Source organism: Pseudoalteromonas sp. MIP2626, assembly GCF_013414205.1.
GTDB classification, from domain to species: domain Bacteria; phylum Pseudomonadota; class Gammaproteobacteria; order Enterobacterales; family Alteromonadaceae; genus Pseudoalteromonas; species Pseudoalteromonas nigrifaciens.
Map to the genome: position 1 here is coordinate 1 of NZ_JAATTW010000032.1, position 13,404 is coordinate 13,404.

The window sequence follows — 13,404 nt, forward strand, 5'->3', positions numbered from 1 at the left end:
CCCCTCATGAATTATTTACGGGGCAATCAGAAATACTGGTGGCTGCATAATGATTGCACTTAATACTTGAATTCGAGATTTGATGAATAGTTAATTGCATGGTTTAAACTTTATAATTACGAATAGCTTAAACCTGCCACAGTTAAATTAAATTATCACTACTATTTTAAACGTTATACTGTATTAGGGCGCATTTTATAATATTGAATGCAACCAAGCTGCGCAGCGTTGGTGAGTAAAATCATTACAAACGTTAAAATATGCGCAATACTTTGCGTAGCCATAGCAAACTCGGCAAATAAACCACAAATACCCGCCACAAACTGCAAGCTAAAATAACGTGCACTTAAATTACTAATATCACCACTGCGAATAGTTTTATACGTTTGTGGCATTACACGCACCGAGCTCATTACCAAACCAACAAAGGTTAACCATGTTAGTACCTTAGCTGTATCGAGTGCTGGGTTAGCTAATAACGTAAATGGAATAAGCGAAAAAGCCAACATACACAGTAACTGAATACGCTCTTTTCGCTCAGCATTATAACGCGCAAAATAATATAAAATAGAACCACTTAATATGCCTGTTACTACAAATGGCAGCGCCATATAAAAGCGCTCAAAATACAGATTAAAGGCAATAAAGTACGTACTTTGTGCAACACCAAAGGTCATCATCAACAGCGATAAACCCGACACGCTGCGATTTTTACGAATTTTATTTAGCAGTGGTAAAAAACTAAAGACTAAAATAAATGAAGACAATACAGGCAGAAAATGTGCCAAAGCAACCTCGTTCGTTACGTAAGTGTTAATAGGAATTAAAATAGAAACATATAATAAACATATGTTTTTAAAGGGTTTTACCTTATGACGGCATTGTAGTGGCGACTAGATTTTACTCAACTAAATTGAAAATATTTTTTTAGCAGCTGGCAACTTAGCTATACAAAAATCGTTAGCTTAAGTTCACGCTTTTGCTGTTTTTAGCATAACCATCTGCAAAACTTGAATTGCAATTGATAATTGTTATCATACGTAATACTTATCATCTTTTCTTGCTTTATATATGCGAAAAACACTGTTTAAAATTCATAGCTGGGTTGCCCTTATTGCTATCATACCCCTTATTGTTATTAGCATTACAGGGAGTGTTTTAGTATTTAAAAGCGAAATAGATGGCCTGCTAATGCCAAATAGCCACTTTGTGGTAAAAGCACTACCTGAGCGGCTACCTATTGATAAGTTAATCGCTAAAACAGAGCGTACTTACCCTAATTATATAGTAGCTAGTTGGGAAATATTTAACGATGATACTGCTGATCGGGTTTACTTAATAAAGCGCGGTACAGAGCAATGGGCTAAGTTACATTTAAACCAATACACAGGTGATATTTTGTCAGAGCCTGTGGGTACCAGCCATTATTTCACCGATTGGTTTTTAGAGCTGCATTACACTTTTTTACTTAACGACTTTAAAAACTTACCAGGGCAAACAGGCACTGTATTAGGGTTCTTTTTTGCGGTGTTTTTACTCGTATTGGGTATTAGCGGCCTGATTATTTATCGCAAATTTTGGCGACGCTTATTTAGCGTACGCTGGCGTGCAACACTACAAATAGTGCTTAGCGACATTCATAAAATGACCGGCGTGTTAGGCTCACCCATTATTATTATTTTAGCCATTACTGGCGGCTACTTTAACTGGGCTGTGTGGTATCACGAAACGATAGAGCACGCACAAGAAGCGCATTATGTACTAACCAACCCCTTATACAGTCACGACATTTCGTTGCAGCAAATACTCGATGACAGCAAAAAACAAATCTCTACTTTTAACGGTACTTTTTTAGTTTTGCCATTAGAGCCAGACGAAAACATTACCTTATTTGGTGAAGTAAGCACAACCAATCCGCTGGCTAGTGAATACGCCAATACAATTACTTACAGTAAGCTAACTGGCGAGCACATGGCTAACTGGGATATTCGCGAAGTAGGAATTGGCTGGCAAGTAATTGATAGCTTTAGAAAGCTCCACTTTGGCTACTTTGCAGGGCTTGTAAGTAAGGTGCTGTGGGCTGTTATTGGCTTAAGCCCTGTATGGCTTGCAGGTACTGGCTTTTATTTATGGCTTACCCGACGTGCACGCAAAAAGCAGTCACGACAAAACCGTTTAAATAAACGTCGCGCAGCAAACCCTTGATTACACCCCACAACCAAAAACTCGCTGTATATCAGGCTAAGTTACTGTATCTACAAATGGAGAAATAACTTAGCCAAAGCGCAGTTAACTACAAATTACACATGCTTTTAGTGAAGTTACATCCAGCTACGGGGATCAGATTCAACCTGCATAAGTATAAAATCAATTATAAAGTCAGCATCTTGCTGCTTTATATAGGGCATAAAAGCGTAACCTGAGGCGAGTTGTATACACACACTTTTTAACCCTGAGCGACGCATTAAGTAGGTACTTATACTACGGGCACTTTGTGTTTTATACAGTTCAAACACCCGATAATGTACGCCAATCAAGCCTTTGCGCACCACCATATAATACCGGCCATTATCTTCATGTAAGTAATAGCCATAACGCTGATACGACAAGGTAACTAAACCAGAAAATGCAACAAATACACCTAAACTAAGCCACATATTAAACTCAGCTACTAAGCAAAAAACAAATACTAATATGCTCGGTAAAAGCGCATAAAAAACCAAGTTTTTATATAGTAGTGCGCGCTCTGCGCCTGTAAATGCGAGATTTTTGCTATTAAACCAAGGATAAATCCATTGGCAAACACTGTTTACTTGTGCCGCGTTTAATACCGGTAAGAGCAAGGTTTGTTTATTATTTTTAGCAGCAACGCCTGCTACCATACCACCACTGCTCGCTTGCAAGCATTCAACGGTAAAGCGTTTTAATAGTCGGGCAACTAAGTTTTGTTTTATAACAATTGATTGCACCTTATCTAAGCTCATAGATAACTGATGGCGCTCTAATAAGCCAGCAATGCGTTTAAACTTTTGTCCTTTAAAATACAGCTCGTAGTTATAAAACCGAATCAACGACATGCCAACCGATAACAACACCGCAATAATAACCAACAAAACAATTAAGGTGATCACCGCAAACATGGCAGCATTGGCCACTATACCTAGCTCTTGCTGGTAAAAGCCCTCCATTTTAGCAATCAGCTTTTGCTCTAAAAAATCGATAACAACATTTATAAATGGCGCAATAGCTGCAAAGGCTAAAATAGCCATATTTGATATTAAACCAAACTTAGCAATTTCTTTATTGCTAATAAATAGACTGCTTTGTGCTGTTACTTGGTGATCTACATTGTCAGTTACAGTATCTTGCTGCTGGGCTTTGTAAGCAAAAATTTGTTTACGCATTTGTTGTGCGTGTTCTTTGGTTATTCCCGGCAGTACCACTTCTTGCGCTACGCTACCTGCGGCATCAAAAATACAATTTACTAAGTTAATAGGGGTAAAATAAAACGGCTCAGCAATATTTACGTTTTGTACGCGAGCAAATTTAAGGGTTAAACGCTCTTTTTTAAATACGCCTTTTTTGAGTAAAATTTCGTGTTCTTCAGAAATACAAAAACGAAAGCTTTTATAATATAAAAAAGAGTAAATAAGCAAAGCAACAAGCGCGACGGCTCCGGCAATTTGTCCCCAAAATAGTTTATTTTCAACTTGAGTTACAAACACAATCGTAATAGGTAGCAAATTAAATATGCCATCTCTTATAACTCGCACCATAAAATGGACAACAAAATACACTAACGCCCAAGGCGATACAGCTTGCCAATGTAAACTACTTGCGCTACCAGCGTTACTCATCTGCAGGGGTTACTTGTGCGATGTTATCGTCGTTGCGGTAGTTTTGTACAAACTGGCGCATATTTTTACAATCGTCGTGAGTTAAGCCGCTAATTTGCAGGTCGGCGCTCATGCCACCAGCGCTGTATAGCTTTAAACTCGCTAAGCCGAGTTTGCGCTCAATTGGCCCGCGGTGCACCTCAATATGCTGTACTCGCGCTAGCGGTAAAATAACTATTTGCTGCCAAATAATTCCCTTTTTAAACGCGATATCGTGGGTGCGCATTGCTACCCCTTGCAGATTTATACTCACTACATTATAAAACATTGATAATATGATAATTATTGGCATGCCAATCAACAAATACGTTTGCGCTAGATTAGCAAAAGCAGCATTTAAGTAACACGCCACCACTAAGCCGGTTATTAAAGGAATATAAAACGCCAGCCAATTAAGTTGCACATGAAGCAAAGCGTTAGCCGCCAATGGCTTAAACTCAATATTACTATGTTGTGGTAAGTTGGTTATTTGTTGATTATTAAACACCATATTATTGTTTAAACTCACTATTACTTATATAAATACAAGGCTCAACTCAGCCATTTAATGATGGTAATTAAGGTATGGCTTTGTTTTGGCGCGAGCGTAACGGCATCATTTAATACGTTGGCTGCTTCAAGGCAAAGCATGTTGTTATATTCAGTATTAGCAAAGTTAGATAAACGCTTTGATTTTTCTATCCATGGATTCCACAGTACGCAAGAGCTGGAATTTTCTCGGCCCACACTAATTATACCCTCGGGAGTATTAATGGTTTGCACTGGCGCTGCTTGGGTATAAACCATGTCGGTTTCGCGGGCAAAACTAACCACATCACTTTGCATTACTGGAGCTTCGCCAAATTCAGTATATTGCGCACCTTGCAAACCATCAACGCTGGTATTGTTAATATCTGATGTTGGAAAATAAGTATGCAGCGCTTGCGAAAAGCTAAACGGTGTATTGCTTAAATTTGTGGTTGTTAAGCGCACTTGTAACTGCTCGTTTAGTACAAACTCAACTCGTAAGCTTGATTGATGCGGCCAATAATCAAGATTAACTAGTTTCATGGGTAATTTGAGGCTAACAATAACTTCGTATTCGGTTTCATGCACTTCATCGGCCTGCCACAAACTCGTTCGAGCAAAACCATGCGCCGGAAAATCGCTGTTATCGTGTGCTCCAAACCAAGGCCAACAAATTGGGATACCGCCGCGAATACTGGCATTTTCTTGGAATGTTTCTTCTTGAGATACCCATAACAATGGCTGCTTACCTTTTGGGGTAAACTCGGTAATTTGCCCGCCTTGCAAAAATATTTTTGCATCGCAATGGCTGCTATTTATATTAATAAATTCTAAACCGGTATCAGTATGACAAATACTAACGGAAGGTGATAACTTCATATTATTTCCTATAATGCTGGCACGTAGTGTTAAATGTGCACCTAAATAGTCAAGTAAGCTTATAAATCATCTACATAATAAGCGAAATAATTTAAATATCGATCGCTTTATTTTCATTCGGTAATACCTGCGAGGTATTTATAAATAATTACTTTGTACTAATACTTATTTATAAATGTCACCCTCAGTAAATTAGCAATACTTATAAATTGATAAAAAAAACTCATTATCTATACTCTATAGGCTTAAAGGTATACTACAGCCATTGGCGAATAAAACACTACAGACATAGATTAAAAATTAAAAAACACAAATTTTAATTACTGCTCAAACTAATAAAAACCACAAAAAGCAAGCTAAAATGCAATATATCATTTGAATTCAATTTACTTGATGTGTAACATTTCGCGATTATGGCAAACCATTGCGCCCTTTTAACGAGATTAGCTAAATGCAAAAACATAACGAGTTATTGGTTTCTTTACGTAAAGTGATTCGTGCGATCGATTTACACTCTAAGCAACTGAATAAAACTTCAGGCTTAACTGGGCCACAACTGCTTATAATGCAAGAGGTTTCCCATACAGATGGGATAACAGCAAGCCGTATAGCTCAAAATGTAAATTTAAGCCCGGCAACCGTTACTAATATTCTTGATAGGATAGAAGGTAGAGACTTAGTAACTCGGGTACGTAGCCAAATGGATAAGCGTCGAGTGAGTTTATACCTCACCGATAAAGGAAAGGAGTTACTTGATAAAGCACCGCAACCACTACAAGAGCATTTTATTGCTAAGTTTTCGGCACTTGCAGAGTGGGAGCAGAGCCTATTACTGTCGTCAATGCAGCGCATTGCCGCAATGATGGATGCAGATAAACTTGATGCATCGCCTCTGTTAGAAGTGGGTGCGCTTACTCAAGCTCCTAAATAATAAATTTACACAGGATGTGCTTTTACATCTTAAATTTTCAATCAAAATCTGAGCAGCAATTTATGACTAAACTTTCGAAATTAACACTTGCCCTCATGCTAGCTGGTGCGTCGAGCAATGTATTCGCCGCAGATCTAGACACGCTTCAAACTCAGCTTAAGCAACTTAAACAGCAAATGCAGATGCTAGAGCAGCAATTAGCAGCTGAAAAAACCAAACAACAGAAAATTAATGAGCAACACGAACAACAAGTTGCTCAAATAAGTAAAAAAGCGGAACAAACAACTGTGGTTGCTGCCACTAAAGCTGAAGAGAAAGAATCTGCTGGTATAACCGTAGGTGGTGCTATTCGTACTAACTACAGTGTTACCTCGTATAGTGAAGGTAATGAAGACCGCCTTGGTGACTTTGATTTTGATATTTTTCGTTTAAACCTCTCAGGTGAAGTTGGTGGTGTACTTTTAGGCGGTGAAATTCGCTTTTTTGATTACATGACCGTTATAAAGTCGGCGTGGGCTGGTTATCAACTTAATGATGAGTGGCAAGTACAAGCAGGTATTACTAAAGTACCATTTGGTAACGACCCGTATAACTCACATAATTACTTTTTTAGTACTAACTATTATATTGGCCTAGAGGATGATCACGATCTAGGTATTATGTTTAAACGTAAAGTTAGCGATAACTGGCAACTAGACCTTGGCTTTTTCAAAAATGATGAACTTGGTGGTGTTGACGGTTATGTAGAAGATCGTAGCCATCGTTATTCGTACGATATTGTTGGAAGCCGCAGTGCCGGTGAAGGTATTTACGCAGACCCTGCAACAAAAGCAGACCCAACTGCTGACCCTAGCATTATTGGTGGAAGCCCTCTTGGCGAATACAACACCTTTACCGGTCGTTTTGCATACCATTTTGAACACGGCGAAGGCATAACTACTGAAGTAGGTATTTCAGCACTTGCGGGTGGCTTACATGATGGGACCGATCGTGCGGGTGATTACAATGCTTGGGCACTGCACTTAAATAGCCATATTAATAACTGGAATATTCAACTACAACACGGTGAGTATAACTACAATGTTGATAATATAGATCGCATGGCTGTAGGCGCATACGGGTTTTATGATTCAATTGCCGCCGATGCTACTACCAGCACCTTTAACGTAGCATATAGCGTACCAGTACAGTGGGGACCGGTAAGCAACCTACAGTTTTATAACGACTACGGTATTATTTACAATAAATCAGACAACAGCGCAAATACCTGGATGAACGTAACGGGTGTATCGGTTGCCGCCGGTGGACTATTTACTTACATCGATTATGTACATGCGCGTAATCAGCCATTTGTAGGCGGTTCTATCGCGGGTAACGGCGAAACAGAAAGCCGCTTTAATATTAACCTTGGTTATTACTTTTAAGCCAGGTAAGTTAATTAGCTAGTTAATTAGTTACTTATAAAGGGCAACTTTGTTTGCCCTTTTTGCTGCGCTAATTTTATTTATTCCTTTATGTCCACGTATTAAGTAACTGCAATTGCGCTTAAATTTCGGCATTAATTACTCTATAATCAAACTAACTAACTATAATTTAATAAAACTAACCTAAGTGAATATAAAAACAACCTATATATATTACAAAAAGGTATGGTTTAAAGTACTTGGCTTAATGCTAGTTGTACTTGGAATTATAGGTATAGTACTACCGGTTATGCCCACCACCATCTTTTTTATTTTAGCTCTGGCCTGTTTTACTCGCTCATCGCCTGCACTTGAGCATTGGCTTTTAAATCATCCACGATACGGCACTACCCTGCACCAGTGGCAAGCACATAAAGTAGTGCCTGTTAAAGCCAAATATTGCGCCGCTTTGGGCATGCTGGTTGGTTTTATATTTTTACTGGCTTCATCTCCTGCTGTTTGGGTTATTTTTTTAGTTGCCATAATTGAAGTGGCTGTAATGATTTATTTAATTTTAAGACCCTCTTCCATACCAAAAAGTTGAATATCCCGCTTTAACAACGTAAATACCCGCTGTTTATAAAAACTTAATGTAAAGTTTAGTAAGTATATTTGTAATAGCTAATACAAATTATTATCATGTGGTAAATATTAATTAGTTTACAGTTATTATGGCGTTTATTAACAAACGAGCTTTATATAGCACCAGCCGGGCTTTACACATTTATATTTCTACAGCGCTATTTTTTTTGCTTATTTTATTTTGTGTTAGCGGCATAGTACTTAACCATGTTGACTGGCTTAAAAATGATAAAAATAATGGCCAAATATCAACTCCAATTCCAAGTGCATTGGCTGCCAAAGCAAATGCGCAGTTAAGTACCTTACCTACACTCTACCCCGAAATAGAAGCTTACTTAGCCAAGCAATATGCGCTCACTAACGTAAAAAGCATTGAATGGGAAAAAGAGGACGCACTGGTAATGCTCGACTACCCATTACCCGCGGGGTTTGCCTACGCCGAGCTCGACTTTATAAGTGGCACACTAAACCTTGATTACCAAACAGGTGGTTTTTTAAGCCTAATTGGCGATCTACATAAAGGCCGACATAGTGGCGAAGCATGGAGTTGGGTAATAGATATCTCAGCTGTATTAATGATCTTATTTGCCATTACCGGCATGATTATTTTATTTCAAAACAGAAAAAAACGCTTAGCAGGAATATGGATAACGGTGTTAGGCATAGCAACGCCTGTCGTTATTTATTTATGTTGGGTTCCACAATTAAAAGGAGTGTATTAATGATTAAATTTAAAGTGTTTATAAGCGCAGCATTGCTGCTAGTTGCGACGTTTTTTCAAGCGACTGCGCATGCACAAACTGCACAATTAGAAATTGAATTAAACCTACCCGAATTAGACGTACAACCGTATCACCGCCCTTATGTTGCAGTTTGGCTAGAAACAAGCGAGCGCAAACACGTTACTACGCTGGCACTTTGGGTACAAAAAGCCGAATGGTTTAAAGACTTACGCCAATGGTGGCGTAAAGCCGGTAAGAGTAACCTTAACTTCGACGGCATAAGCGGCGCAACCAAACGAGCTGGATCTTACACCATTAATTGGCAGGGCAATGATTTAGACGGTAACCCAGTAAAACCGGGTAAATACTTACTTAATATTGAAGTGGTACGCGAAGAAGGCGGCCGAGATTACAGCCGTGTCGAAATAGACCTAACACAAGAGGGTAAAATCACGATTGATGGTACCAATGAATTTTCACAAAGCTTCGTCACTATTATTGCCAAGTAATACATAGCAGCAAATAAAGCATCCGCTAAAACCATTTAAAAAGGAACGATTATGAAAATCAATTTACTTAAAAGTGCATTAATTGGCGCACTTACAGTCACTGCACTTGCATCAAGCTATGCTAACGCCCATGCACAATGGTTAGTACCATCGCATACTTCTTTATCTGGCGATAAAGCGCATTATGTAATGATTGACGCGAGTATTTCTAATGAAATTTTTGCTCCCGACAAAGCATACCGCCCAACTGAGAAAGACGCACAATACGACGACAATTTACTGATGGCTATCGGCCCTGACGGCAAACCTATTAGCGATAATATTCGCGCTTACTTTTTACAGCGTAAAAACTCTGCGGCAGTTAAATTAACCAACGAAGGGACTTACCATATTGCAATGAAACGTGAACCACGTTTAATGACCTTTTATAAAGATGCAAAAGGTGAGCGTCGTCGTGTTTTTGGTGGCAAAAACAGTAAAGATATTCCAGCAGACGCTACAGATATTAAAACAACCAAAGCATTTTCTACCGTTGATACGTTTGTAAGTCGTAACGGCACATCTAAGCCTGCACTACTCGGTAAAGGTTTAGAGATTAGCGGCCCAACTCACCCTAACGATTTATTTGTTGGTGAACAAGCGCGTTTTCAGTTGCTCAAAGCTGGTAAGCCGGCAGCAAACGTTGAGCTGGCAATATTAAAAGGTGATACACGCTACCGTAACGAACGTGGCGAAGTTAAAGTAACCACTGACAAAAACGGCTTTTTTAGCACAACGTGGCAGCACCCGGGTTTATACTTAATTGAAGCAAGCGTGAGCGAAGAGTCGTCTGAAAAAGGCATAGATAACGTGCGTTACTCGTTATTTACTACATTAGACGTTGCGCCAGAGTAATACTTAACTCTTGAATTAAAACATTAAAAACAATAAAGAGGCCAAGTAATTTACTTGGCCTTTTTTATTTACATTTACTAAATTAATTGTATTAAAAAACACCTCAATTCACCATGTGATTGCAACTACTCAACACAAGCACACCTATTTAAATTAGTACGTTCAGCGCAAAGTAAACACCAGCCTTAGCTATTTGCATAACTTAGTTTGTTTTGATCTTTGCACTATCCTATTAGCTTCTTTAAGATGCGGCGCTTTTAGACTCAACAATAGCAGCCCTTGGGGGATCACATGACCATACAGCGCTTTTCAGCGAAAAAATTAGCACTTAGCTTGGCCGTTACTACTGCATTGAGCACGCCTTATTCAGTAGCTGTAGCCGCAGAGCCAGATAGTCAAGCACAAGAAAATATCGAAGTAATTTCGGTAACGGGTACTCGTCGCAGCTTACGCAGTATTGCTGAAAGTTCAGTACCTGTTGATATTATTACCAGTCGCGATATGGCCAGTACAGGCCAGCTTGAAATCAGCCAAGTACTTGCAAACCAAGTGCCAAGCTTTAACTACCCAAGCGCAACAATGGGCGATGGTACAGACCATGCTAAACCTGCAGTTTTGCGTGGTTTAGCCCCCGATCACACCCTAGTGCTTATTAATGGTAAGCGTCGTCATTCAGGTGCGCTATTAAACTTAGCTGGCGTAGTTGGGCGTGGTTCAACAGCTGTTGATTTAAATATGATCCCAACATCGGCAATTAAGCGCGTAGAAGTATTACGCGACGGTGCCGCAGCGCAATACGGCTCAGATGCTATTGCAGGGGTTATTAATATAATTCTTAAAGATGCAGCGCAGGGCGGCAGTGTAAGCGTAACTTACGGACAATATGATACTCAAATGGCTGGAGTACCTCAGCTTGAAAGCGTGTACGCAGATGCAAACGGCAACTTAGCATTTAATACTGGCGACGATCGTAAAATGAGCGATGGCGCAACGCGTACTATTAGTGCTAATTCTGGTTTTTCGTTAGCTGATAACGGTTTTGTAAACGTGTCTATTGAATATCGTGATAACGACTCTACCCAGCGCTCTGGTTTTGACCCTCGCGATCAATATAGCCACCTTGATGATGGTAGCCTAGATCCACGCGAGTTCACTATCGATCGTTATAATCACCGCTTTGGTAAAGCAGAGCTTGAAGACTATGCACTGTTTTACAACATGGGCTACGACTTTGATAACGGCTTAAACTTATACTCTTTTGGTAGCTACTCTAAGCGTGAAGGCAACTCAGGCGGATTTTATCGCCGAGCTGTAGATAAAAATAACATTTTAGACGTTTACCCTAATGGCTTTTTGCCACAAATTGAAACCGACGTAGAAGATTACTCTCTCGCTCTTGGTTTACAAGGTGAAACAGGCGACTGGACATGGGATGTAAGTACCAACTACGGCCGCAACGACTTTGCATTAGGCGTAGTAAATAGCTTAAATACATCTTTAGGTGCCACCAGCCAAACCGAATTTGATAACGGCGCATTGGTTTATGACCAATTTATTGTTAATGGAGATGCCAGCACAGCATTTGATTTAGGTTTACCAGATGACGTATTTTTTACTATAGGTGCTGAATACCGCCACGAAAGCTACAAAATAGAACAAGGCGAAGAAGCTTCTTATATTACCGCGCTTGATAGTAACGGCAACCCAATTGCAGCAGGTGGTGCACAGGTACTATCTGGTTTTGGTCCGCAAAGTGTTACCGACGAAAGCCGCCACAACGTAGCACTTTTTGTTGAATTTGATACCTACTTAACAGAAAAGTGGAATGTGGTTTTAGCCAGCCGTTATGAAGATTACAGCGACTTTGGCGACACATTCACCTCAAAAATAGCAACGCGTTACAGTATTACTGATAACTTATCGTTACGTGGTGCAGCAAGTACCGGCTTTCGCGCGCCATCGCTAGCACAAAGCTCGTATCGTCAAATATCAACCATACTTGAAAACAACCAAGCGTTTGAAGTAGGTTTATTTCCAAGTGACTCTCCAGCAGCACAAGCATTAGGCGCTAAAAAACTAGACGCTGAAGACTCTGTAAACTTAACCGCTGGCTTTGTCTACACTCAAGGTAATTTTAGCCTAACGGTTGATGCATATCGTATTGATATTGATGACCGGATTGTACTCTCTGAAAACCTAGCCGGTGCAGCAGTTGCTCAAATTTTAGCAAACGCTGGTGAGCTAAACACCGAAAGGGTACGCTACTTTACCAATGCAATAGACTCACGTACGCAAGGTGTAGACATAGTTGCAACTTATTTACTGGAACTAGATAACCTAGGCGACGTACGCTTAAACGCAGCGGTTAACTTTAACGACACTAAAGTCACCCATATAGACGACAACCCTGAAGAACTCAATTCGTTAGGTGATGACTATGTTGTATTTGCTCGGCGTGAAGTGGGCCGTTTTGAAGAAGGCACACCAGATAGCAAACTAAACTTATCGGCTGTTTGGAGCTTTAACGAATGGCAAACTACACTGCGTGCCACGCGCTATGGCGAAGTCGCTGATATTTCTACAAGCAGCGACCGAGATGAATACCTAGATGCAAAATGGATAACCGATCTTGAAGTGGCTTATAGCCCTAACGATGAATGGAAATTTGCCGTAGGCGCTAACAACCTGTTTGATCAGTACCCTCAAGCAACGGTAGATAATATTGGCCACTCTAACTTTGGCCAAATATTTCCGTACACGCCTTACACACCCTACAGTTTAGATGGGCGCTTTTTATACGGTAATATTACTTACCGCTTTTAATAAAAGTGCTAGCTAAAAGTTGAAAGTTATAAAGGATGCATTACGCATCCTTTTTTTGCTGCTTAACGATTGATATAAGTAACATTCGCGTTAATCCTGAAAAAAAATCTCATTATGATTAAAGCAGAGCTAGGGTATGTCAGCATTAATAATACTTTGAAGGCTGTAAAATTTAAAAAAAACAGCATTTCTAGCCAC

12 protein-coding genes are annotated in these 13,404 nt (G+C 39.7%); 8 read left to right on the top strand and 4 right to left on the bottom strand.

Going from position 1 to position 13,404, the window contains the following annotated elements:
* Positions 1-173: 173 nt before the first annotated feature.
* Positions 174-788, bottom strand: coding sequence for a PQ-loop domain-containing transporter (locus HC000_RS12820; RefSeq protein ID WP_086993144.1), 615 nt, complete (start codon positions 786-788; stop codon positions 174-176).
* Between the two features lie 283 nt (positions 789-1,071).
* Between HC000_RS12820 and HC000_RS12825 the strand changes: the two genes are divergently transcribed.
* Positions 1,072-2,205: a PepSY-associated TM helix domain-containing protein gene (locus tag HC000_RS12825; RefSeq protein WP_179807855.1), complete on the top strand. Its 1,134-nt coding sequence runs from the start codon at positions 1,072-1,074 to the stop codon at positions 2,203-2,205.
* 116 nt (positions 2,206-2,321) lie between these two features.
* Here HC000_RS12825 and HC000_RS12830 read toward each other — a convergent pair whose 3' ends face one another.
* Genes HC000_RS12830 through HC000_RS12840 form a run of 3 tightly spaced genes read right to left on the bottom strand, consistent with a single transcriptional unit; the run spans position 2,322 to position 5,282 of the window.
* Complete coding sequence (locus HC000_RS12830; RefSeq protein ID WP_179807856.1) at positions 2,322-3,857, bottom strand: PH domain-containing protein; 1,536 nt, start codon at positions 3,855-3,857, stop codon at positions 2,322-2,324.
* Positions 3,850-4,383, bottom strand: a complete 534-nt coding sequence (locus tag HC000_RS12835; RefSeq protein ID WP_179807869.1) for a PH domain-containing protein — start codon at positions 4,381-4,383, stop codon at positions 3,850-3,852. Before HC000_RS12835 ends, HC000_RS12830 begins: the two co-directional genes overlap by 8 nt.
* A gap of 44 nt (positions 4,384-4,427) precedes the next feature.
* Positions 4,428-5,282: a D-hexose-6-phosphate mutarotase gene (locus HC000_RS12840; RefSeq protein ID WP_011329591.1), complete on the bottom strand. Its 855-nt coding sequence runs from the start codon at positions 5,280-5,282 to the stop codon at positions 4,428-4,430.
* 451 nt (positions 5,283-5,733) lie between these two features.
* On the opposite strand from HC000_RS12840, the gene HC000_RS12845 reads away from it, so the two are divergent.
* The 7 genes from HC000_RS12845 to HC000_RS12875 all read left to right on the top strand — a co-directional run bounded on the left by HC000_RS12845 (position 5,734) and on the right by HC000_RS12875 (position 13,206).
* Positions 5,734-6,213 carry a MarR family transcriptional regulator gene (locus tag HC000_RS12845; protein WP_011329592.1) on the top strand — a complete coding sequence of 160 codons (480 nt, stop codon included), beginning with the start codon at positions 5,734-5,736 and terminating at the stop codon, positions 6,211-6,213.
* 62 nt (positions 6,214-6,275) lie between these two features.
* Entirely contained in the window at positions 6,276-7,637 is a 1,362-nt protein-coding gene (locus HC000_RS12850; RefSeq protein WP_086993147.1) for a porin, read from the top strand.
* 187 nt (positions 7,638-7,824) lie between these two features.
* Positions 7,825-8,220, top strand: coding sequence for a YbaN family protein (locus HC000_RS12855; protein WP_041454623.1), 396 nt, complete (start codon positions 7,825-7,827; stop codon positions 8,218-8,220).
* Positions 8,221-8,347: 127 nt separating this feature from the next.
* Positions 8,348-8,980, top strand: a complete 633-nt coding sequence (locus HC000_RS12860) for a PepSY-associated TM helix domain-containing protein (RefSeq protein ID WP_011329595.1) — start codon at positions 8,348-8,350, stop codon at positions 8,978-8,980.
* Positions 8,980-9,489: a DUF2271 domain-containing protein gene (locus tag HC000_RS12865; RefSeq protein ID WP_089368903.1), complete on the top strand. Its 510-nt coding sequence runs from the start codon at positions 8,980-8,982 to the stop codon at positions 9,487-9,489. The genes HC000_RS12860 and HC000_RS12865 overlap by 1 nt, the downstream gene beginning before the upstream one ends.
* Before the next feature lie 51 nt (positions 9,490-9,540).
* Entirely contained in the window at positions 9,541-10,383 is an 843-nt protein-coding gene (locus HC000_RS12870) for a DUF4198 domain-containing protein (RefSeq protein WP_011329597.1), read from the top strand.
* 291 nt (positions 10,384-10,674) lie between these two features.
* Entirely contained in the window at positions 10,675-13,206 is a 2,532-nt protein-coding gene (locus HC000_RS12875; RefSeq protein WP_089368904.1) for a TonB-dependent receptor, read from the top strand.
* The last annotated feature ends 198 nt before the right edge of the window (positions 13,207-13,404 follow it).